The 21138-nt window shown below is 65.6% G+C and carries 19 protein-coding genes and 2 pseudogenes; 9 read left to right on the top strand and 12 right to left on the bottom strand.

The genetic code is table 11. From position 1 onward, the window contains the following. Positions 1–29: 29 nt before the first annotated feature. A complete protein-coding gene (locus tag FJ694_RS23795; RefSeq protein WP_157269814.1) occupies positions 30–185 on the bottom strand; it encodes a hypothetical protein in 156 nt (51 codons plus the stop codon). Between the two features lie 280 nt (positions 186–465). Between FJ694_RS23795 and FJ694_RS23800 the strand changes: the two genes are divergently transcribed. From FJ694_RS23800 to FJ694_RS23820, 5 genes are all read left to right on the top strand, one after another. Continuing rightward, positions 466–1356, top strand: coding sequence for a LysR family transcriptional regulator (locus FJ694_RS23800; protein WP_198320963.1), 891 nt, complete (start codon positions 466–468; stop codon positions 1354–1356). 82 nt (positions 1357–1438) lie between these two features. Further along, positions 1439–2593 carry a mandelate racemase/muconate lactonizing enzyme family protein gene (locus tag FJ694_RS23805; protein WP_157269816.1) on the top strand — a complete coding sequence of 385 codons (1155 nt, stop codon included), beginning with the start codon at positions 1439–1441 and terminating at the stop codon, positions 2591–2593. Positions 2594–2637: 44 nt separating this feature from the next. Continuing rightward, positions 2638–3597 carry a Bug family tripartite tricarboxylate transporter substrate binding protein gene (locus tag FJ694_RS23810; protein ID WP_232540202.1) on the top strand — a complete coding sequence of 320 codons (960 nt, stop codon included), beginning with the start codon at positions 2638–2640 and terminating at the stop codon, positions 3595–3597. Between the two features lie 2 nt (positions 3598–3599). Next, positions 3600–4319: an arylmalonate decarboxylase gene (locus FJ694_RS23815; RefSeq protein ID WP_157269817.1), complete on the top strand. Its 720-nt coding sequence runs from the start codon at positions 3600–3602 to the stop codon at positions 4317–4319. A gap of 34 nt (positions 4320–4353) precedes the next feature. Continuing rightward, the gene (locus tag FJ694_RS23820) at positions 4354–5511 is read left to right on the top strand and encodes an alpha-hydroxy acid oxidase (RefSeq protein WP_157269818.1); all 1158 of its coding nucleotides are present in this window, start codon (positions 4354–4356) and stop codon (positions 5509–5511) included. 75 nt (positions 5512–5586) lie between these two features. Here the strand turns inward: FJ694_RS23820 and FJ694_RS23825 are convergent, their stop codons facing one another. From FJ694_RS23825 to FJ694_RS23845, 5 genes and pseudogenes are all read right to left on the bottom strand, one after another. After that, entirely contained in the window at positions 5587–6471 is an 885-nt protein-coding gene (locus FJ694_RS23825) for a response regulator transcription factor (RefSeq protein ID WP_157269819.1), read from the bottom strand. Continuing rightward, a pseudogene (locus tag FJ694_RS23830) lies at positions 6468–8383 on the bottom strand (response regulator); the annotation flags it as partial. The pseudogene FJ694_RS23830 and the gene FJ694_RS23825, both read right to left, overlap by 4 nt. Positions 8384–8571: 188 nt before the next feature. Continuing rightward, positions 8572–9600 (bottom strand): BMP family protein, encoded by a 1029-nt coding sequence (locus FJ694_RS23835; protein ID WP_198320964.1) that lies wholly within the window; start codon positions 9598–9600, stop codon positions 8572–8574. A 207-nt stretch (positions 9601–9807) separates the two neighbouring features. Continuing rightward, entirely contained in the window at positions 9808–10908 is a 1101-nt protein-coding gene (locus FJ694_RS23840) for a ParB/RepB/Spo0J family partition protein (protein WP_157269820.1), read from the bottom strand. Continuing rightward, entirely contained in the window at positions 10908–12089 is a 1182-nt protein-coding gene (locus tag FJ694_RS23845) for a ParA family protein (RefSeq protein ID WP_157269821.1), read from the bottom strand. The genes FJ694_RS23840 and FJ694_RS23845 overlap by 1 nt, the downstream gene beginning before the upstream one ends. Positions 12090–13219: 1130 nt before the next feature. On the opposite strand from FJ694_RS23845, the gene FJ694_RS23850 reads away from it, so the two are divergent. Next, positions 13220–13384, top strand: a complete 165-nt coding sequence (locus FJ694_RS23850) for a hypothetical protein (protein ID WP_232540203.1) — start codon at positions 13220–13222, stop codon at positions 13382–13384. Positions 13385–13723: 339 nt separating this feature from the next. On the opposite strand, the gene FJ694_RS23855 is transcribed toward FJ694_RS23850, so the two are convergent. The 3 genes from FJ694_RS23855 to FJ694_RS23865 form a co-directional block, all read right to left on the bottom strand. After that, a complete protein-coding gene (locus tag FJ694_RS23855; protein WP_157269822.1) occupies positions 13724–15031 on the bottom strand; it encodes a flavin-dependent oxidoreductase in 1308 nt (435 codons plus the stop codon). A 65-nt stretch (positions 15032–15096) separates the two neighbouring features. Beyond that, complete coding sequence (locus tag FJ694_RS23860; protein ID WP_157269823.1) at positions 15097–15246, bottom strand: hypothetical protein; 150 nt, start codon at positions 15244–15246, stop codon at positions 15097–15099. A 553-nt stretch (positions 15247–15799) separates the two neighbouring features. Then, positions 15800–16327 carry a metal-dependent hydrolase gene (locus FJ694_RS23865; RefSeq protein ID WP_232540204.1) on the bottom strand — a complete coding sequence of 176 codons (528 nt, stop codon included), beginning with the start codon at positions 16325–16327 and terminating at the stop codon, positions 15800–15802. Between the two features lie 339 nt (positions 16328–16666). Between FJ694_RS23865 and FJ694_RS23870 the strand changes: the two genes are divergently transcribed. Both FJ694_RS23870 and FJ694_RS23875 read left to right on the top strand, forming a co-directional pair. Further along, positions 16667–17119 (top strand): hypothetical protein, encoded by a 453-nt coding sequence (locus FJ694_RS23870; protein WP_157269824.1) that lies wholly within the window; start codon positions 16667–16669, stop codon positions 17117–17119. Positions 17120–17275: 156 nt separating this feature from the next. Then, positions 17276–17446, top strand: a complete 171-nt coding sequence (locus FJ694_RS23875; RefSeq protein WP_157269825.1) for a hypothetical protein — start codon at positions 17276–17278, stop codon at positions 17444–17446. Positions 17447–17567: 121 nt separating this feature from the next. Here the strand turns inward: FJ694_RS23875 and FJ694_RS23880 are convergent, their stop codons facing one another. Together FJ694_RS23880 and FJ694_RS23885 are read right to left on the bottom strand one after the other, a co-directional pair. Continuing rightward, positions 17568–18653 (bottom strand): PEP-CTERM sorting domain-containing protein, encoded by a 1086-nt coding sequence (locus tag FJ694_RS23880; RefSeq protein ID WP_157269826.1) that lies wholly within the window; start codon positions 18651–18653, stop codon positions 17568–17570. Between the two features lie 412 nt (positions 18654–19065). Further along, on the bottom strand, positions 19066–19272 hold the full coding sequence (locus FJ694_RS23885; protein ID WP_198320965.1) for a hypothetical protein: 207 nt from the start codon (positions 19270–19272) through the stop codon (positions 19066–19068). Positions 19273–19457: 185 nt separating this feature from the next. On the opposite strand from FJ694_RS23885, the pseudogene FJ694_RS23890 reads away from it, so the two are divergent. Then, a pseudogene (locus tag FJ694_RS23890) lies at positions 19458–19718 on the top strand (transposase); the annotation flags it as partial. A gap of 375 nt (positions 19719–20093) precedes the next feature. Here the strand turns inward: FJ694_RS23890 and FJ694_RS23895 are convergent. Continuing rightward, positions 20094–20858 carry a sensor histidine kinase gene (locus tag FJ694_RS23895; protein ID WP_259373177.1) on the bottom strand — a complete coding sequence of 255 codons (765 nt, stop codon included), beginning with the start codon at positions 20856–20858 and terminating at the stop codon, positions 20094–20096. Positions 20859–21138 lie beyond the last annotated feature (280 nt).

The raw sequence follows: 21138 nt of genomic DNA on the forward strand, positions 1-21138 counted from the left end.
GCGCTGGAAGGCCAGGTGGCGCGACTGGACTACAAGGACAGCGCCGACGACGCCACGCTCGTGTCGCTGCGCACGACCTGTGCGTTGTCCAGGCGCACCGCCCTGTACCGGATTCCGCGCGTGACAAGGCCGCCTTCGAACAGGCGTGGCAGGACCGTGCCAAGGATGCCGCAGGCGAGGTCCATGCTTTCGAGCCGGACTACGAAGGATCGCCGATGGTGTGGCCAGGCAAAGTCGAAGGTCTCATTCCAGCTCCGGTTTGTCTGTGAAATGACCCGTTCGCCCTGATGCTTCGATACCTCAGGCGAACGGAATACTTCACTGGCTACTGCAAGTTGGAATTGGATCCAACAAAACCGTCGCCAGCCGGGACTCCTGGCTGCGTTTGCAATGATCAGGTCGGCCTGCAGGGCGCCGATCCGGACTCTTCGATCTCTGGCTTGCGCAGACCGGGATAATCGGCTCATGACCGAGCGCTTGGACCTTTTCACGCTGCGCGTGGTGATCGCGGTTGCCGAGTCTGGCTCCATCAGCGCCGGCAGCGATCGCATGCAGCTTGCCGTGGCCGCCGCCAGCGCGCGAATTTCCTCCATGGAGGCGGCCCTGGGCATCCGCATCTTTGAGCGTTCGCCGCGTGGCGTGGAACTCACGCCCGCCGGCCGCATGCTGGTGCAGCGTGGAGGGGAGTTGCTGGCTGACGCGGATCAGCTCGTCACGGATCTACGCGACTGGAGCCTGGGACTGGCAGGGCATGTGCGGATATTGAGCAATGCCTCGGCACTGCTTGAAGTGCTGCCGCAGCGCCTTGAAGCTTTCATGCGCAACCACCCTCGCATCCACGTCGATCTCGAGGAGCGCATGAGCCCCGAGATCCTGGGTACCGTGCTCGACGGCCGCGCCGACGTCGGCGTGGTCGACACCGCCACGCCGACGCGTGGTCTGACCTTCCATCCCTTCTTTCACGACGAGCTTGCGGTGGTGTTGCCCGCGATGCACCCGCTTGCTGGCGAACGGGAGGTGCGCCTGTTGCAGCTGCTGGGGGAAAGCTTCATCGTGCTGGCCGGTACCAACGCCGTGACGGCTCGCCTTTTCAACGCGGCAGCGGCACTGGGCGAGCCGATCAAGGTTCGCATGCAGATGCGCAGCTTCGACGCCGCCTGCCGCCTGGTGGCCGCTGGCATGGGTGTCGCAGTGTTGCCGTTGAAGGCCATTGCACCGCAGCTTGCGCATCTGGCGCTGAGTGCGGTCCCGGTAGCCGAGGACTGGGCGCAGCGCACTCACTACCTGGTGCTGCGCGCGGGAAAGGAGGCGCCTGCAGCCGCACGCTCGCTGGCCGAGGCGCTGCGCTCCGGGTAAACCCAGGATTTCGTCGTCGGCGAAAGCGCCCTTCGTGCCTGACCGCTCGCAGGTCGGCATGCGAGCCCCCAGACTGGCCGACATGAAAATCGCATCTGTTCGCGCCACGCCACTCAACCTGCCCGTGACCATGGGCAGCGGCGTCCGCGCCAAGTCCACCTCCCTTTCCCTGTGCCTGGTCGACGTGGAGCTCGACGACGGCCGTGTAGGCACCGGCATGACGGCCATCACCGAAGAGGAAGTGGTCGCCTCCATCGTCAACGACATCGCCAGCCATGCCCTCGCCGGCCTGGACCCGCTGCGTCACGAGCAGATCTGGGACAAGCTCTACTGGCTGCTGACGCCGCGGGGCCAGTCTGGTTACGCCAGCCACGCCATTGCCGCGATCGACCTCGCGCTATGGGACTTGAAGGGGCAGATCCTGGGACAGCCGGTGTGGCGCCTTCTCGGCGGTGCGCGGCCGCAGGTTCCGGTGTATGCCACCTTTGGCTTCGCCTTCTTCGACCGCGAAGAGCTTGCCGCTGCTGCGAAGTCCTGGGTGGAGCGCGGCTTCAAGCGATTGAAGATGACGGTGGGCCACCACGCACTGCAGCGGCGCGACGAGCCACGGCCGCTGGCCGAGGTAATCGCGGAAGACGTCAAGCGCATTGAGGCCGTGCGCGCGGCGGTAGGTCCCGACGTGCAAATCTTCATCGACGCCAACTGCAGCCTGGACTACGTCCACGCCTTGACGCTGGCACAGCGCATCGAGGATCTGGGCATCGCCTTCTTCGAAGAGCCGGTGTCGCAGAACGACATCCCCAACCTCGTGAAGCTGCGCGGCAAGACGCGCATCCCGTTGGCCGCCGGCCAGAACGAGGGCCTGGCCAGCCGGTTCCGCGACATGCTGGTGGCTCAGGCCGTGGACGTGGTGCAGCCCAATGCCTGCATCAGCGGCGGCTACACGCAGTGCCTGCGCATCGCGGGCATGGCCGCAGCCTTCAACACGCAGTTCGCCAACGGCGGCGCCTGGCCGCATCACAACATGCACCTGCATGCCGGTCTGGCCAATGGCTCGCTGGTGGAATACCACTCGGTGGCCGTTGAGGTGTGCAAGCAGGTCTTCGATGGACTGCCCGAGCCTGAGCACGGCCTGCTGGCGCTGCCCGATACGCCGGGCCTGGGCTTCCGACCCAACCGCGAGCGGGTGGCCGAATTGGCAAAGCGCCCGGGTTCACGCGGCGTTGGCAAAGCTTGAGAACACAACGGATCGATGCAGGAGACAACGCAGTGAGAGCTTACTTGACACGCCGTGCCGTTCTGGCTGCCGCACTCGCCGCCGCCGCGCCGTTGGCCGGCGCCCAGCCGGACTATCCCAGCAAGCCGATCCGCCTGCTGGTGGGATACAACGCCGGTGGCGGCGTCGATGCTCTCGCCCGCATGCTGTCCTCGCGACTGTCCACGGTCCTGGGACAGCAGGTCGTGGTGGAAAACCGCACCGGTGCCGCCGGCATGATCGCGGCCGACTTCGTGTCCAAGTCGGCACCGGACGGCTACACGCTGCTGATGGGGGAAAGCGGGCTGCTGGTGGCACCGTACCTGCAGAGCAAGACCTCCATCGATCCGTTGAAGGCGCTGGTGCCGGTCGCGGGCACCTTCATCGCGCCACTGATGATCGTGGCCAACAACAGCGTGCCGGCAAGCAATCCCAAGGAACTGATCGAGCTGCTGAGAAAAAACCCGGGCCGCCTGTCTTACGCCACCTCCGGCGTGGGCACGGTACACCACCTCGGCTTCGAGCTGATGAAGGCGCAAACCGGGACCTTCATCGTGCACGTCCCCTACCGCGGCGCCTCGCAGATCGCGCCGGACGTGATTGGCGGACAGATACCGATCGGCGTGGTGAGCGCGGCCGCAGGCCTCGCGCAGGCGAAGTCGGGCAAGCTGCGCGCCGTGGCGCTCATGAACACCGACAAGCTGCCCGGCGCGGAGAACGTGCCGGCCATGGCCGATGCGCTGCCAGGCTTCAACGTTGCGCCGCGCCTCATGCTGCTGGCGCCCAATGGCACGCCAGCCGTCATCGTTGAGAAGCTCAACGAAACGGTGCGTACCTTGCTCGCCAGCGCCGACTTGGTGCAGGCCGCTGCCCTGCAAGGCGCGATTCCCGCATACATGCCGCCGGCGCAGCTTGGCCCAGAGATGCAGCGCGAGTCGGCTGAATGGGGCCGCATCATCAAGGCGCAGAAGATCTCGGCGGAGTGACCATGGCGGACAAGACCCCTTGCATAGGCCTCGTCGTGCCGCCGGCCCATGGCAGGGTGCCTCAGGACGGGCCCCTGCTGTACGGTGAGCGCTACCGGTTCATCGCCCGTGGCCTTGGCATCGGCGGCGTATCGCCGCAGGGTTTTGCGCCGGTGGTCGACGGTATCGTCGAGCGCGCCATCGAACTGCGCAAGGCGGGAGCCGAGGCGATTTCCATGATGGGCACCTCGATCAGCTTCTACCGCGGGCCGGCGTTCACCGAGTCGCTGCGGCACGCAATGGAGGAAGCCACGGGTGTCCCCTGCACGACCATGAGCCACGCGATCGTGCGTGCGCTGCGGCAGCTCGGGGTCAGTCGGGTGGCGGTAGCCACCTCCTACATCCCCGAACTCAACGACAGGCTGGTTGCCTACCTCGCGCATGCGGGCATCACCGTGACAGCGATCGAGGGCATGGCCATCACGGACGTGGAAGAGGTGGGCGCAGTCAGCACCGAGGCCCTGGTGGCGCTCTCGAAGAAGGTTTACGCGCATGATGCTTCGGCCGAAGGCGTGTTCATTTCCTGCGGCGGGCTGCTGACGCTGGACGCGATCCGCCGGCTGGAAGATGAGCTCGGCGTGCCGGCGACCGCCAGCTCGCCCGCAGGCTTCTGGGACGTGGTGAGTCTGGGCGGATGGCCCCCATCCAGCCCGGGCTTCGGTCGCCTTTTCAGCGCATCGTAAGCACGCTGCCTGGGCAATGACCACGGATCTCAAGATGCTGCTCAACACGGACGACTTCAGGCGCGAAGCCCGAAGGCGGCTGCCCCGCTTCGTGTTCGACTACGTGGACGGCGCCGCGGACGACAACAGCTGCCTGCGCCGCAACCATAGCGACCTGGACGCCCTGACGCTGACGCCGCGGGTCTTGCGGGATACCAGCCGCATCGACACGTCGATCGAGGTCTTCGGGTCGAGATGGGCGCTGCCCTTTGGTGTCGCGCCCACCGGCTTGAACGGACTGGTTCGCGCTGGCGGGGACGCCATGCTCGCCAGGGCGGCTGCACGGAACGGCGTCCCTTTCGTGTTGTCCACGGCCGCCAACATGCGGCTCGAAGACATCAGAGCGACTGCCACGGATGCCCTTCAGTGGATGCAGCTTTACGTCATGCACCGGGAGATGGCTGCGCGCATCGTGCAGCGCGCCCGCCAAGCAGGCTACCAGGCGTTGGTCTTGACCGTGGATGTGCCGGTCAGCGGCAACCGGGAGCTCGATGCCAGAAACAGCTTCCGCGTGCCCTTCAGGCCCACCGCGCGACTAGGCTGGGATCTCGCCACGCATCCGCGCTGGTCGGTAAGCACGCTGCTCAACGGGCCACCGGACTTCGCCAACCTGGCAGACCTTGGGCAGAGTGCGGACTCGGCAAGCATGCAGGCCGCTTTGCTGTCCCGTGCCATGGACCGGACCCTGGTGTGGGAGACGCTGGGCTGGTTGCGGGACCATTGGAAGGGTCCGCTGCTGCTCAAGGGGGTCCTGCACGCCGATGATGCGCGCGCTGCGGTGAGCTACGGCGTGGACGGCGTCATTGTCTCTAACCATGGAGGGCGTCAGCTCGACGCCGCCCCATCGGCCATATCTGCGCTGCCGGACGTCGTGGCTGCAGTACAGGGCCGGATACCGGTCTTCATGGACAGCGGCATCCGCCGCGCCACGCATATCGCCAAGGCAATTGCCTTGGGCGCCAAGGCTGTGTTCTTGGGTCGTCCGCTTCTCTATGGGTTGGCAGCCCGCGGCGAGGCCGGTGTTGAAGCCGTGATCACCATGTTCCGAGACGACCTGGAGCGGAACATGGCGTTGCTCGGAGCGTCGCAGACTGAACAACTCTCCTTGATGCAACACGGAAACCGGCTGGGAAGATCCAACCTCAACTGTTGAGATTGGGCCTTGTGCGCTCGGGCTTGCGCAGGCTGCGGGTGCAGTAGCGGCCACGGATCGCCCCAAGCGCCAGGATCACGCCAGCTCGCGGCTGGCCAGGGCGGCGGCTGCGGCACGGGTTTCCACCCCGAGCTTCTCGAACACGTGCTCCAGGTGCTTGTTCACGGTGCGAGGGCTCATGCCAAGGATGTCGCCGATGTCCTTGTTGGTCTTGCCCTTGGAAACCCAGGAAAGCACCTCGGTCTCGCGCGGCGTGAGCGCGGCCATGCCAACGCGACCGGCGCCCGGTGGTGGTGCCGCGGCGGCATCACGACGCAGCAGCAACATGCGCTCACCCAGGTTCACCGGACCGAGCGGCTGCACACGCAGCCAATGGCCGTCGCGCAGGCGTCCGACCTCGCGCGGTGGATCGCTGACGGCACCATTGGCCCACTCGACCCAGGCCGACGGATCGTCCTGGCCTTGCCCCTCCTCCATCCAGGCCGCCGCCTGGGGCGACCGCCAGGCAATGCGTCCGTGCGCGTCGAGCACCAGCACGCCCAGCCCTGCCACGTCGGCGGCTTCGCGCGCCAGGCGCATCGCGCGCGCATTGCGCACGTGCGTGCGCAGCCGTGCCAGTACCTCCGGCACGCGCACCGGCTTGACGACGTAGTCCACCCCGCCGCAGGCGAAGCCTTCGACGATGTGATCCGTCTCTGACAGCCCGGTCATGAAGATGACGGGAATGTGGCTCTGTGCCGGGTCTTGCTTGAGGCGGCGACAGGTTTCGAAACCGGAGAGTCCGGGCATGAGGGCGTCCATCAGGATGGCGTCAGGCGACACCAGGTCCAGCCGCTGCAGGGCCGATTCGCCGTCCTGGGCCACCAGCGTGGTGTAGCCGTGCGACTCCAGCTCGCTGCACAGGGACCCGAGCGACTGGGGCATGTCGTCCACCACCAGCACCATGTTCGATACGTTCATTCCACCAGCTCCGGTGCGTTGCGCAGGGCCTCGGCCAGCTCCTCGCGCAGGCCCTGCAGGTCCAGGCTGTCCAGGAGCGCCAGCAGCCGCTGCAGCGTGGTGCCGGTCTGCGGGTGGACCTGCAGCGCCGCCGCCAGCGCCGTGCGAAGGCCTTGCACGTGGCCCAGCGCGGCATGGCGCATGAGCGCCGAGAGCAGCTCGCGCGGCACCGGCGGCGAAGCCGCGACAGTCTCGGACGGCGGTGCCCACTCCGGGCGCGGCAGCTCCGCCACCCACTTCAGGTCCAGCGTGCGCTGCAGCGCGTCCAGCAGCTCCGACTCCATCACGGGCTTGTCGATGAAGCCTTGGCATCCGGCCTCCAGCACGCGCTCGGGCCGGTTCTCGAAGGCGTTGGCCGAGACGATCAGGATGGGGAACTGCGCACCTGCGTCGCGCAGCCGCCGCGCCGTCTCCCAGCCATCCATGCCGTCCATGCTCAGGTCCAGCAGCAGGGCATCGGGACGCTGCGCTGCCACGCTGTCCACACATTCCTCGCCGCTGGCGGCCTCGCGCACGGCGAATCCCAGTGGCATGAGCATGCCCGCCAGCAACTGGCGCTGGGTAGGTTGATCATCGACCACCAGCAGCGTGCGCCGCGTTCCGAGGTAGCCGGTGACGGGACGGTGCAGCCGCGGCGGGCACGGCGGCGCCTCCACCTCGCCCAGGTACAGGCGCAGCGTGAAACGGCTGCCTTCACCCGGCGTGCTGTCCAGTCGCAGCTCGCCGCCCATGAGCTGCGTGAGCAGCCGCGTGATGGTGAGCCCCAGCCCGGTGCCCGGCATGCCGCTGCGCCGCCCGGCGCTGCCGCGCTCGAAAGGCATGAGCGTGCTGACGACCACCAGGTAGTGGCCGACGCGGAAGTTCAGCCGCGCGGCCAGCGGTGCGGGCAGCAGCCGGTGCAGCAGCAGCTGCATCTGGTCACCGGCGCGCGCGCGTCTTGCAACGGTCATGGCAGCGCGACTCCAGCGAGCAGCACAGCGAGCAGATCGGCGCCGCGTAGGCGGGGCAGCCGGCCATGTCCTCGGCCTCGAAGGCGTTCTCGCACACCACGCAGCGCACCGGCGCGGCATTCCAGGCGACCTCGGGCTCTCGGGCCAGGTAGTAGCGTCCGCGCGTCCACCACGCCAGCAGCGGCGAGCCCACCAGCGCGGTGGCCAGCGCGATGAACGGTGCAAAGGCGCGCGCCACGCTGCCCAGCAGCCCGGCGTAGGCCAGCACGCCCAGCAGTGCCGCCAGCACCATGGCGCCCAGGCCCACGGGGTTGAGGTCGTAGAGATGGGCGCGCTTGAACTCGATGCGCCGCGGGCTCCAGCCCAGGGGCTTGTTGATCACCAGGTCCGCCACCAGCGCCCCGACCCAGGCCACGGCCACGTTGGCGTAGAAGCCCAGCACCCGCTCCAGCGCCTCGAACACGCCCAGCGTCATCAGCAGCAGTGCCACAAGCACGTTGAACACCAGCCACACCACGCGCCCGGGATGGCTGTGCGTGAGGCGCGCGAACACGTTGGACCAGGCCAGCGAGCCGGCGTAGGCGTTGGTGAGATTGATCTTGACCTGCGACACCACCACGAACAGCGTGGCGAGTGCCAGCGCCCAGCCCGGGTCGGCCACGACGCGCTCGAAGCCCAGCCGGTACATCTCCGTGGGCTCCAGCGCCTGGCGCAGCCCGCCGCCGGCCTGCAGCACCAGCGAAGCCAGCAGGGCGCCACCGAGCATCTTGATGCATGCCCGGCAGGATCCAGCCGGGCCCGGCCGCCAGCACCGCCGCCCACCAGCGCAGCCGGTTGGCGCGCGTGCGTTCGGGCAGGAAGCGCAGATAGTCCACCTGCTCGCCCACCTGCACGATCAGCGAGAAGGCCACCGTCGTGGCGGCGCCAAACATGAGCGGGTCGAAGTGGCTGCCCTTGGACACCAGGCCTTGCACCTGTTTTGCAGGTTCGACCAGCTCAGAACCACGGCAGCGCTGCCAACAGAGGGAAATGGCAAGGCAAGCAGGGCCGCACCCAGCCATGCAGCGCACCGGTTCACGTTGAGCGGGCTACGGCCGTTGCTGACGCAACGTTACGCTGGCGTCGGAAACTCGGCCCCGTCGTACTGTTCCGGCACCTTGAGGCGTTCCTGCGCGATGTCCTGCGCTGTCCGTTCCACGCGCGCACGCACCTGCGCCGGCACGTCAGGCGCCATGGTGAGCTTCACCGCATCGCCCTGTGCCAGCCCCAATCTGCGAACCTGGCCAGCCGGGAATAGCCCGGCCTGCAGGGCTCGCACTGCTTCGAACACGCCCTGCCCCACGCTCGCCACGGCTGAACCGATGAACACCTGCGGGTCGCGCTCTACCCAGTCGATCACGTTGCCGATCTGTCGGCATCCTCGGTCCCTGCAGGCCTGCGTCACGCCATCGCGCCCCGCGTTGAGCATCGTGAAGATGACATCGGCCCCGGCCGCGATCTGGGCCTCGGCCACGCGGCGCGACAGGGCGTTGTCGTCCTGGTTGCCCGAGAAGTTGGTCAGGAGCCTTACTCGGGTATCGGTGTCGCGCACGCCCGCAGCGTAGGCGGCACGGCCCTTGAGTCCCGGCCGCACGCGGATGCCGGACATGTGGCCGACGACCCCGCTGCGCGTCGTCAAGGCTGCCAGCACGCCGGCAAGGTACGCCGACTCCTCCTGCAGCACCTCGTAGCTGGCCAGGTTGTCGCCTGTCACGCTGCCTTGCGTGACCACGAAGCGCTGGCGCGGGAATCGCGCCGCGACCTCGGCACAGACTTCGTTGTTCTGGCCGCCGTGCGCGATGACCAGATCCGCGCCCGACTGCGCCAGCCGCGTGAGCGCTGCAGCGAGCGCATCCTTCTGCGGCGCGACTCCGTCGGCATGCGAGACGTTGACGCCGAGTTCGCTGGCGGCGCGCTGCAGTCCTCTCCAGCCGGCCTCCATGAATCCACGGTCGTCGATGCGGCCAGCGAACAGTGCAGCGACCTTCAACGGCGTGCCTCCGTCGGCAGCCAGTGCCCGGGACAGATGCGCAGCGGTAACTGCCCCGGCCGTGCCCAACATGAGACGACGAGTGCACGACCATGAGATGGCAGCGTTCATGGACCTTCCCTTTCATCCGTTGCTGCATGGTAGGACGGCTGCCGCTGCAGCTTCTGTCCTTTGCGCCCGGCGCTCCAGGCGTCGCTCCACTGGCTGCGGTGAGCCACTGGAGGAGTTCTGGACACGGCGCGCGCCCTCTCGGGAGCGCCATTGCGATGCCGGCGACACCGGGGTGATTGACGGTCAATCACCCCGTCTTCAAAGCTCTCAAGCGAAGAACTTGCGCAGCACTTTCTCGAAGGCGTCCCACTTCTCGGCGGGCAACATGCCCGGGGTCATCTTGAGAACGGTGTTGCCGGCGGTGTCGGTATGCAGGGCCACCTGCCGCCCATTGCCCAGGTCCAGGCTGCGCTTGGGCGCGCTGGAGCGCCTGTCTGCGTCCACGGGCAGGCACGCCGTCAGGAGTTCATGCACCTGGGCAGCGCCGAGGCCGCTGTCCCGGCACCGAGCCGCAGCGGAAAGCACCGTTGCCTTGTCATGCGCCAAGGCCGCGCTCAGGGTCGTGGCCCAACGGAACTGGATCTCGTTGGGGGTGGCGAAGGCCGCGACCACCTCACCGGGCAACTCGGCGATCTGCAGGGCCCGCACCACGTCAGACACCGAGCGGCCGATCGCCTCGGCCAGCTTGCGCCGTGAGGCGAACAGTCCCTCGTTGAGCGCCCGCAGGTACATCGCTCCCTGCTCATAGGCAGACAGACCGGCGCGCAGCCGGTTCTCGCGCTCCATCTGCGTGAACAGCGCCTCGTCCGACAGCGGCTCGACGACGGCGAGCACCGGCAGGCCCAGCTCCAGGCAGGCCTGATGGCGCCGGTGGCCGAACACCACCTCGTAGTGCGGCTCGCCCGCCTGGACCTCGTGGCGAGGCCGGACCTTGATGGGCTGCACGTTGCCGCCGGCATCCTGGATCTCGGCCTTGAGCGCCTCGAACTCCGGCGTCTTGAAGGAGTCCCGGTGGCGGTTGGCCCAGCGCGACGCGACGATGTCACGGGCGTCGATGGGTTGGGCGCCGCGCTCCTTTTCCAGCTGAGCCACCTCCCCTTCCAGCTCGTCGATGCGCCGCTGCTTCGCGTGCGCGTCGCCGATCAGTGAGTTCACCCGGCCCAGCCCCGTGTGGTAGCCAGGGCTGGCCGACACGGCCGGCGCACTTGCGGGCGCTGCCACGGCGGGATTCGCAGTGGCAGCAGGCGCAGGCGCAGGCTCAGGAGGCAGCGCGAGCGCGATGTCCTCACCTGCCTGCGCCGCCGCTGGTGCAGCGACCGCGGGAAGGACGAACTTGATGCCGACGGCTTTCTTGCCTGCAGAGGCCATTACGCAGACTCCTTCCCGGTCAGCTGTTTCTGCCAATACCTTTGGACCTGGTCCTCGATGAGCTCGACCACCCGGTCGAACGCATCGGTGGCGCGCTTGACCGTCTTGGTGCTTCCCGCCGCGCCGTCATAGACGGTCCCGAAATTGGCGGATGCCGCGCTCATGGCCATGCTCTTGGGCACCTCCACGGGCAGCAGCCGCTCCGCATAGGCCGCGGCCATCCACTCCAGCACGCCGGTGGAGGCCTGGTCGGTGAACTCGACCTTCGTTGGCAGGATGCTGATGAAGGAGAAGGTCTTGTGGGCGCCGCCCTGCGCGGCCATCAGCTTGGCCACGTCGTTGAACTGGCGCCAGAACTGCGCGCTGGAAGCGAAGTCCAGTGCGTTCGGCGGCAGCGGCATGATGATGCCGTCGCTGGCCATCAGGGCGTTGATGGTGACGTAGCTCAGCGCCGGCGGCGTGTCGATCACGATGACGTCGTACTCGTCACGCACGTCCTCCAGTCCCTGTTCGATGACGCGCCAGTACTCGAACCCCGGCGTTGCCGCCATGCGCATCGAGAGCTCGAACTCGGCCGAGAACAGGACCGGCGAGGCGGCCACCAGGTCGATGCCGTCCCAGTACGTCGCCTTGACGGCGCTGCGGATTGACGGCTCGGTACCCACCAGCAGCGGCAGGATGGTGTCGGTTTCCGGCACTTCGGTATCGGGCAGCAGGCCGAAGAGGGTGGTCAGCGATCCCTGCGGATCGCAGTCGATCAGCAGCACGCGGTGTCCGCGGATCGACAGCCCCTGCGCCAGCGTCAGCGCCGTCGTGGTCTTCGTCACCCCGCCCTTGAAGTTGCCGATGGAGACGACGGCTGCTCGCGCACCGGCGGGGCGGAGCTCCTTGTTGCGGGTGGCCCGAACCCACTGGCGGGCCTCGGTGAGCGTGAACTCGCGCCGGGCCCCGGTTGTACTGAGCGTGCCGCTGGGCAACTCGCCACGCCTGATGCGGTAGTCGAACTGCGCCTTCTCCAGTCCGGTCATCGACAGCATCTGGCCCGCGTTGAAGGTGGGGGGCGTCTTGCGCGACTCAGGGGCCAGCATGGCGCCGCGGACCTGCATGACGATGTTCTGGACTCGGCTGGCCTGCTCCTCGATGGCGGCCAGGTCAATGTCACCGGCAAATGCGGATGCCATCGTGCCCCTTTCACTGATTATTTGTAGAAGCGAAATATTATCCATTCTCCGCTTTTCTGCGTCCTGACACTCATCGCGCGTGCGCAGAAAAGGCAGTGACCTGTTGCTGCGGCACCACCATTTGCGTGCATCGGGCTTCGTCAGCCCGGGCGGCGAAAGAGGCGATTGACGGTCAATCGCCCCTGCGTGTCCTGTGCACTCGGGATGCGTCCTGGCGGACCGGTCAGGGCTGATTGTTCCCGGCGTGTCGCCTGGCACAGGCAGCGGCCTGTCCTGGCGAACCCACTTCGCACGGCTTCGCGCCGGGGGTGATTGACCGTCAATCACCCTCGCGTTTCGCTGGGGAGGGTGGCACTTCACCCCCTGCTTCGACGGTCCGTCTGGCAGAGGCACTTCAGTTCTTCAACCGGACCGGCGCAGCAGTGCGGAGATCCATGCGTCGAGGCGATGCACGAGGCTGGCCCTCTCGGCGCGGCGTACGGACGCAGTCGATGCCTGCAGAGCTTCGACATCGAGGGCGACGGATCGTCGGCCAGCACAGGCCAGAACGCCCCAGCATCTCCAGTGAACCGCGCCACAGTCCATGCCGGCGCACTGAAAAGGGCGTGAGGTTTCACGCAGGGCCGAGTGCCGCTGTCGGGCTGATGGACCTGCTCGAATTGGGTGACGCGGCGCAGTGTTGCCCCAGGCCGCCTCACGCACCACGGGCGGCCGGCTGCCGAGCCTGGGCATTTCCGCCACGGGCAGGGCATTGGAGTTCTGCCCTCGCGGCAGACCGATCGCACGGCGCATGGTCGATCCGGCTGCCGGCTCGATCAGGCCAGTGCAGTCGAACGCAATCCAGGTCTCGCCATCGGGCCCCGTGTTGGCAGCGGCCATCCGGCCGTTTCGTGTGGCCCCTCAGGCTGGCGTCGGGCCCTTGCGCGGCCTTCGCAAGCCCGCTTTCCGCCTGGCCGCTCCCAAAGCTGCTTCACTTGCCCGCTGGCCGATCACCCCGTACAGGGCCCGTTCGAACCTCACGAAGACGGGTTACGAGTTCAGCGAGCCGCTCGCTGCTTCGGGCGTGAGGCCGCGCGCTGCAGCCACCCAGGTGACCCCGCCGCCCGCCTCGTCGAGCATCGTGATGCCCGGTGCTGCCTGCAGCAGCGACAGCAGCCGCTCGCGAGGCGGTGCAGTGCATCGAGGACACGCTGGCCATCCCGGCCGTGTCCACCGCGGTGCGCACGGCGCGCGGGATGCTCAACCACCTGGGCCTGGAGCCCATCGTCCCGGGAGCCGGGACACTGCGGGCTTGAGCGGTGCGCTTGCACCGGCTCAAGCGGTGTCGACGGTACCGCAGAGCCGGCTTGAGCAACGACGACCGCCACCTGCGCAATCACGGCTTTGCCCTCGATTGCCGCTTGAGGGCTCGAGGCTGGGACCGCTCTATGGCGTCATGCCCAGGCCCGGCCACGATCAAGATCGCTTCCTGCCTGCAGGAAGTCGGTGCCAAGGGCAAGCTCGCCACGCTGGACAACGCGCTCAGCCATTGCGCCGCCCTCGCCCTCAGCCCGTGTCAAGCGATCGAACTCGCGCACCAGGTATGGAAGCAGGTGAAACCGGGGCAACCGGTACCTCATCGGGACCGCACCGCTTCAACCAGTACGCACCTGTGCCCCGGGTGCAATGGTTGGTGCCGCGGCATTGAGCGCATCCATCGCAAAGCCGGCAGCTGCCTTGTAGCGAGCCATGAAGCCTTCACGCTCGGCTGCGGGGATCACACGGTCGATGTCGTCAAATACTCCCCCGCAGCGCTCGTCTACCAGTCCCAGCAATCCGAAAGGGCCGGCGCCGCGGTTGCGCAGCACCAGTGCCGAGATGTCGGCGCAGAGATTGTCGTCGTAGCTGCGCAGCGCAGCCGGGCCCACCCCATGCTCCACCAGCGCTGCACCGAACACGCGCGCGTCCACGATGGCCTGGCTGGCGCCGTTGGAGCCCACCGGGTACATCACATGCGCAGCGTCGCCGAGCAACGCTACGCGGTGGTCCACCCAGCTCGAAACGGGGTCCCGATCAATCATCGGGTACTCGAACACTTCCTTGGCACCGCGCAGCATCGCGGGCACGTCCAGCCAGCCGTAATTCCAGCCTTCGAAGTGCTGGACGACTTCCTCGACATTGACGCGTCGGTTCCAGTCGCCCTGCGACCAGCCCCCAGCGCTGTCCACGGTGATCTCGGCGATCCAGTTGATGGTGGCCAGGCCCGTGGCCGGGTCGGGCTGCGAGATGGGATAGAACACCACGCGGTGGCGCAGGCTCCCCAACCCCACGAAGGAGGCGCCAGTGCGTATGGGCACGCCCGGCGTCGTGCCGCGCCACATGATGGCCCCGCCCCAATGGATGGGTGGCTGCCCCGGATACATCTGCGCGCGCACGGCCGAGTGCAGGCCGTCTGCTGCCACCAACAGCGCGCCGCCGACTTCCAGCCGTTGCCCATCCCGGGTTTCGAGCAGTGCAGTGACGCCGTCATCGCGGTTGCGATAGCCCACCACGCGGTGTCCCAGGCGCACCGCCTCGGGCCCCAGGCGTTCCAGCACGGCCCGGTACAGCAGCATCCGTAGTTGACCGCGGTGCACGGCGTACTGCGGCCAGCGATAGCCTGCGGCCAGTCCCCGCGGCTCGGCATAGACATCCCGGCCGTTGCGGCCCACCAAGGCCCATTCGCGCGCCTGGATACCGATGGTGTCCAGTACCGCGTCAGTCAAGCCGAGGTCGTGGAGCTCGCGCACGGCATTGGGCTGCAAGTTGATGCCCACGCCCAACGGCTGCAGGTTGGCCACGGCCTCGTAGACCACGCATGGCACGCCGATCTGGTGCAGCGTGAGTGCCAGGGCCATGCCGCCAATGCCACCACCGGCAATCAGCACCGGGGCCAGGGAAGGGGAGCTTGAGATGTGCGGCATCGCCGGATTGTCTGCGATGGCTGCATGCGCCGAGCGCTCGCCTCGGGCGCGCCGCACTCGGGCCGCTACATCGGCAGCGTCGGCGGGGCGCAGTGGTCGTCGAGGAAGTCGGCCACGATTTCTTCGAACCCGCCGTCTTCCCAGCTCTCGGCAGTCATCGACCTGTGTGGATGGGAGCGCGCGGAGTTCGTGCCGGAGCCCAAGGCGGTCTTCATGACCTGCTCCCGGATGTCGTGGTCGCTCCTGGCTGCATGTGTTTCGGGCATGGCTCGGGGACAAGGCAAAGGACTGTGGTCGTGCCGCAGCACGTCGATTCAGCGGTTCCATAGCAACACGCGTTCTCAACGCCTGCCTCCAGCGCGATGAAGCGCTGTTCATGCCAGGCAGATCCACCAGAACATACGGTGGCCGCAGACGGACATGCCGATCCAGCTGCCCGAAGCACGCACGTTCGGAGCCGTCACGCGGCAGGCCCTGCTCGATGCCGGCCGACGAGTTCGAACGCAGCTGCGTGGCCCGGGTCGCAGGGGCGGCATCGCCGTTACTGGCTGCCCAGCGCTGGTTGATGCCCACGATCCGCCACGTCGTGGTGGCCAACATCCCTGGCCGCCACGAGTAGCAGCAGGATCGCTGTCGCGCGAATGCCACCTGGCTTTATGTCTGGAAGCGGCAGGGGTGCAACACGTTCCACTCAGGCAAGCAAAACAGAATCTGGCGTACCTGGGCTTGCGACACGCCGCCAACCTTTCGAGAGCGGCGTCCGCCTCCTTATGCCAAGTCGAAAATGGCGAGCGCGCGATGAAAATGAACTGATCCAAAAATCAGCCGATCGCATATCCAGACGGCTGCCACCCAGCACGCTGCGACCACGAAGGAGTCAGCACGCCCGGACTTCCATAGATTCAAGGAATGGCGAGACCACAGAATGGGAATGCCCAGCGGATTAGGCCAATCGATGAGCAAATGTACCAAGCCCCCGACGGCAAATCCGAACAGGGGACCGCACCACCAATGGATGCCCAGCCCGGCGTTGGCTGCATAAAGCAAGGCGACCCACATGGGAACCCAGTGCGTGATCGTACGATGCGTGCACCAGCGCTTGCCCTTGCGCCAGGGAATGAGTTCCAGCCAGTCTGGTGCCGTACCGCCCAGATAGCCAGTCAACACGGTTGCCAGCGCCAGAACCTGATAAGGGCCAGCCGTTTCCCGATGCAGGATCCACGCCGCAGCGGCGATTCCCGCTGCCCAACCTGTCAATTCATGCGCCTGCCTGGAAGCCAAAACTGCAAAATCCATACTGCGTAAATATCAATTTTAATACAAGAAACCAGTTTTTCCTGAATGCAGCCCGGGCTGCCCATGAAAATCGACTCACGACCTTGGTCAGTCCAGGAGCGACCGCATGCGCATGGAGCGCTTTATCTGGATCCCGATGAGCCGTTGACTCGTATCCCACTCGGTGCTGTGTGAATCTCACTGCCGCTGCGGCCAGCCGATACGTGCTCCGGCGTACCGGCTCCCGGTCTTCGGGCAATCCCCCTGCGGCCAAGGACACCGAACGCTGGCGGTTGCCAGGGGCCAGTGTCGAGACTGACCAGCGGCCAGGCGTCCGACGCCGGCAGGACGGTACCGGCCATGCCTGAAGCGCAGTCCGGCACGGACACCGCCGGCGGCGTGCGCGGCGCCCGCATTTGCGGCGAGAGCCTCCTGCAGCAGTGGGTGCGCGATGGCACCCTGATACCCAGCACCGAGCTCGACAGCAGCTGGGGAGTGAGCCGTCAGGCGCTGGACCAGGCCGTGGAGCGGGGCGAGCTGTTCTCCCTGAAGATCGCCGGCCGACGCTACTACGTGGCGCAGTTGCGCGACATCACGCGCGAGCAGGCCAGCGAGGTTTGTCGTGCGCTGGGTGCCCTCTCGCCCGGCGAGAAGCTCACGTTCTGGCTGCGCGAGCACGGCGGCCTGCAAGGCAGGACAGCCGTGGCCGCAATCCATGGAGGTCAGCTTGGCCGCGTGGCGCAGTTGGCACGCGCTTGGTCGGCCGAGCGCGCAGGTCCAGTGGGCGAGCCGGCAAGCGATGCGCGCGCCTGAGCCCGGCACCTTCGAGCACCTGCTGCAGCCCGTCGAAGTTCCTGTCCAGCGCCTGTCGCGACGGCTGGCCACCGAGCCGTGGCGCGGGGAGGGCGGCCAGCGGCCGCTTCCGACGATCCGCGGCAGGAGTTTGGCGTCTGCGATGCCGCTGACACCGTGGCCACGACCTTCGCCGAGACCATGATCCACGAATCGTCTGCCTGGAGCCAGGGCGCCTGGCTGGTGGCCGAGGCAGATCTGACAGGGCGCTGGGTGGTGTCGTTCCAGCCCGTGACTGTTGCAGCAACGAAGCCCAGAATGGCGCAGAAGGTCAAAGTGGCCCGTTGAACAGTGGCGCACCCGCCGTGTTGCGTCGTGACCGCCGCTGCGGCGTTATGTGATATTCAGTCGATTCTGACCCGGCGCGTCACTTGGAAATAATTGGAAAACCAAAGTGCGCCTGTGGCGGTCATGCATTACTTTCCGGTCTGCGCTGCCGACGTGCAACTGCCCCCACAAAGACCACCCCAACCATCATCAACGCGTGAACCGACGGCTCCGGCACTGGAGTTGCCATGTAGGGATGCAAGGTACCGTCCATGGATCGTCCCATACCGACAATTTGTCCCTTATTGTTTATCGCAGTGGCAGAATAAAGTTTTTTCCAAGCTACGGCATCTTGATCCCTCATATGCTCCTGCAGGTCGAAGCTTTGACCATTCTGGTACAGAACGGCACGAGTGATGAAATCACCCTCATCTTCGTCATACAGTTCGCGAGCGCCTGCAGCCCAACCCTGGTCGTTGATGTCGAATATATAGCGTGGTGTGCCCTTCAGAAATGATCCGTCATCATAAATTCTTGAATAGGCCAGAAAAGTACTGGGATCCCAAACGTCGAGCACGATGGCGCCAGCATTGTTGATGCGTCTGGCGTAATTGTCGACCTGATAATCTACGGTGTCTCCTATTCTTGGTAACAATGATGCCCGGCCATTGCGGTATTCGAAGGCGAATGCAGTGAATTCCGTACGGATCTCGCCCACGATTACACCATGGTCGTTGATGTCATAAGCTTTGCTTGGTGCCGTGGCGCCAGTGTTCAGAAAACTAACCTGTGTCCCGTCGTAGATGAAAGCCTTGCCGTCTGCCGTGCCGACAATTTGTCCTGACTCGTTGATGGCATGGGCTGAGCCCTGGCTGGCACCCAACACCGATGACAAATCCGTCAGGCGTCCATTTCGGTACAAGAACGGACGCGGCTTGAAATCGGGACCAAGAAAATCGCCAACCACGTCACCGCGGTCGTTCAAATTCAGCCCAGCGGCTTCTGTGCCCGTAACGGCATGAAGTTTTCCGCCGCGATAGAGATACCCCATGCCATCGGTGGCATGCAGCGTAAAGTCGCCATGATTGTTAAGATCATCAAACCTTTCTACAGGCACTCCGATCATCGCGCTCAAATCTTGAACTCGGTATTTAGACGCTTCCGCCTTTAGCGCACCACACGCACCCAGGACAATAACTGAAAAGATGCCGCGAATCCATGCATTCATACAACGTTCCTTTTAATGGTCAGCGCAGACCATCTTGGCCGCTCCTGCCAAGGCAGCTTTCGTCAGCCCTTCACGACTCTTGAATGGACGATTGATCATGAAGAGCCTCGACCCAAATTTCATTGTTGAAGCCCCAAAACTATTGCCGCATTCCTCGCCAACCGTCCAAGACGAAGATAGATCAAGGGAGCAGTCCTTGAAAGGACGGATGCCATCTGCTGCGCTGGATAAATAATTCTTGCTTCATTGCACAAAGCCAAACTCATGGTAACCCTTCAGACAAACCATGCATAGACATTGGAAACGCGGTTTCACGTGAAGCAACAAAGGGCCAACGGCGAAATGACGTGCAATCAGCCAGCGCAATGCTGTCAGATGCAGAAAGCAACGGATTTTGGAAAGGCGGATTCCATCAAGGGTGTAACTTCATTTTGACACAGACGGCGACCGTGCCGTCTTTCTTGAATGAGACCACATAAGCGCCTCTGGGACCGATGGCAATAACGTTATTAAATCCGAAAGGCACCGTGTTTTGGCCAAAGCGATCATGGCCCCCAGCGAGCGCCGTGCCGTCTTTTCTGAGCACCACGGTCTCTGGATCCCCAGCAGCGATGGCCATGACATGATCAGGACCATCGGGCACGGCAATTTGACCGCAGCCGTTCCAACCCCAGGCGAGGACTGTTCCATCCTTCCTAGAGCGGGTTATGAACCTTGGCCTTGCCCCAGCGGGAGCGGCCCCATCTTGGCTGGATGAGCAGGAAGCCGTACCCGAGTGATTTGAGCCAGGAGGAATGAGATTTCGTGGCGCCGTACCTCACGCTGATGAAGGAGGACGAGCCGCAGCGCGAACACAGCCTGCGCGAGGTATTCAACGCGTTGCGCTGGCTGGCCCGGGCAGGTGCGCCGTGGCGCATGCTGCCCAACGACTTTCCAGCCTGTGCAGCGGTGTATCAGCAGTTTCGTCGGTGGAGCGAAGCGCGCTGTTTCGAGGCCGTGGTCAGCGACATGCGCTTCATCATCCGTGCCGGCCAGGAACGCCAGGGTCAGCCCAGCGCCGTGATGTTCTTGGCCACTGGGGAAGGTGCATAACACGCTCTAAGCCCTTGTCGGGCCATGCCAGGGTGCCGCACAAGCTGCAGCCAGGGCACGTTGGCTGCTTCTTTTTAGTTTGTTGATAATTGCGCTTATCAATTTTTGGCATTGCAACTTCGTCCCCGGTGGCCCTGAGCAGGTGCCATGCCCTCATGCCCTTGGCGGCCGGCATCGATGCCGCGAACTTCGTGGGGAACAGCGCCGGGTGAATGATCCCCACACATTCGCGTGTTCGAACCCCTCACAGTTCTACAAGGGGTTCCAGCGGCCACCCCAGTGCCACGTGCACGCCAGTTCTCACCGGTAGCCTCCAGCAGCACGACGAATTCCTCAACAGCTACAGCTTCAGTCTTGAGCCGGGAGCACCTCCAGCGGCAGCTCCACGCTGAACGTACTGCCCTGACCCGGCTGGCTTGCCACCCGCAGCGTCCCGCCCATCATGTCCACCAGGCGCCGCACGATGGACAAGCCCAGGCCCGTACCGCCGAAACGCCGCGTGGTGGAGCTGTCGGCCTGCGTGAACGGCTGGAACACGGCAGCTTGCCTTTCAGGAGGGATGCCGATGCCCGTGTCTGCCACCTCGAAGCGAAGCATGACCCGTGACGGCGGCTGGCCCAATGCAGCGTCAGTCGGCGTCAGCTGAGCTACCCGCAGTGTGACACTACCGGCTTCGGTGAACTTCACGGCGTTGCCCAACAGGTTGGCCAGGATCTGCTTGAGCCGCGTCGGGTCGCCGATGAGGCGCTGCGGCAGCCCCGACTCCAGCTCGAACTCCAGCCGCAGATTCTTCTGCGCCGCCGGCAACTCCACAAGGGCGCGGGCCTGCTGCAGCAGTGTGGGCAGGTCAAAGGGCGCGGACTCCAGGCGCATCTCGCCGGCCTCGATCTTGGACAGGTCCAGAACGTCGCTGACAAGCGCGAGCAGTTGCCCGGCGGCAGCATTGACGTGGGTGATGAACATGCGCTGCCGCTCGTTCAGCTCGGTTTGCGCGAGCAGTTGGCTCAGTCCGATGACGGCGTTGAGCGGCGTGCGGATCTCGTGGCTCATGTGGGCCAGGAACGTGCTCTTGGCCCGGTTGGCGGCATGGGCCGCGTCGCGCGCGGCGGCCAGTTCGGCTGTTGTGGCCCACGGTTACTGCGAATGACGGCCACGGCTTTTTCGAATGGCGGCGTGACTTAACCCATTGCCATGCCAAGAGAAAGCGGCATTTCTGCCGCATGGGCGCAATGTTGGCTTCGCGCCACATGGCATATGCCAAGGGTCGAGGTTCTCGCGAACGTGGCTGCAGTGACCATGGTGCATGCGAATGTGGGTCAGCCCACCATGGATCACTCCATCAGCGAAATCTTCCGGGCCATGGGCAGATTTCGTCCTGCTCGGTCCATCGGCG

The organism is Azohydromonas aeria, from assembly GCF_009760915.1.
Taxonomy (GTDB): Bacteria; Pseudomonadota; Gammaproteobacteria; order Burkholderiales; family Burkholderiaceae_C; genus Azohydromonas; species Azohydromonas aeria.

Excerpts from the sequence above, each read along its gene's own strand:
- FJ694_RS23845 (WP_157269821.1), bottom strand. The coding sequence starts at position 12,089 with ATGGCATCCGCATTTGCCGGTGACATTGACCTGGCCGCCATCGAGGAG.
- FJ694_RS23855 (WP_157269822.1), bottom strand. The coding sequence starts at position 15,031 with ATGCCGCACATCTCAAGCTCCCCTTCCCTGGCCCCGGTGCTGATTGCC.
- FJ694_RS23860 (WP_157269823.1), bottom strand. The coding sequence starts at position 15,246 with ATGAAGACCGCCTTGGGCTCCGGCACGAACTCCGCGCGCTCCCATCCA.
- FJ694_RS23885 (WP_198320965.1), bottom strand. The coding sequence starts at position 19,272 with ATGGCCATCGCTGCTGGGGATCCAGAGACCGTGGTGCTCAGAAAAGAC.
- FJ694_RS23880 (WP_157269826.1), bottom strand. The coding sequence starts at position 18,653 with ATGAATGCATGGATTCGCGGCATCTTTTCAGTTATTGTCCTGGGTGCG.
- FJ694_RS23870 (WP_157269824.1), top strand. The coding sequence starts at position 16,667 with ATGCCTGAAGCGCAGTCCGGCACGGACACCGCCGGCGGCGTGCGCGGC.
- FJ694_RS23820 (WP_157269818.1), top strand. The coding sequence starts at position 4,354 with ATGCTGCTCAACACGGACGACTTCAGGCGCGAAGCCCGAAGGCGGCTG.
- FJ694_RS23865 (WP_232540204.1), bottom strand. The coding sequence starts at position 16,327 with ATGGATTTTGCAGTTTTGGCTTCCAGGCAGGCGCATGAATTGACAGGT.
- FJ694_RS23835 (WP_198320964.1), bottom strand. The coding sequence starts at position 9,600 with ATGAACGCTGCCATCTCATGGTCGTGCACTCGTCGTCTCATGTTGGGC.
- FJ694_RS23840 (WP_157269820.1), bottom strand. The coding sequence starts at position 10,908 with ATGGCCTCTGCAGGCAAGAAAGCCGTCGGCATCAAGTTCGTCCTTCCC.
- FJ694_RS23815 (WP_157269817.1), top strand. The coding sequence starts at position 3,600 with ATGGCGGACAAGACCCCTTGCATAGGCCTCGTCGTGCCGCCGGCCCAT.
- FJ694_RS23825 (WP_157269819.1), bottom strand. The coding sequence starts at position 6,471 with ATGAACGTATCGAACATGGTGCTGGTGGTGGACGACATGCCCCAGTCG.
- FJ694_RS23800 (WP_198320963.1), top strand. The coding sequence starts at position 466 with ATGACCGAGCGCTTGGACCTTTTCACGCTGCGCGTGGTGATCGCGGTT.
- FJ694_RS23795 (WP_157269814.1), bottom strand. The coding sequence starts at position 185 with ATGGACCTCGCCTGCGGCATCCTTGGCACGGTCCTGCCACGCCTGTTC.
- FJ694_RS23805 (WP_157269816.1), top strand. The coding sequence starts at position 1,439 with ATGAAAATCGCATCTGTTCGCGCCACGCCACTCAACCTGCCCGTGACC.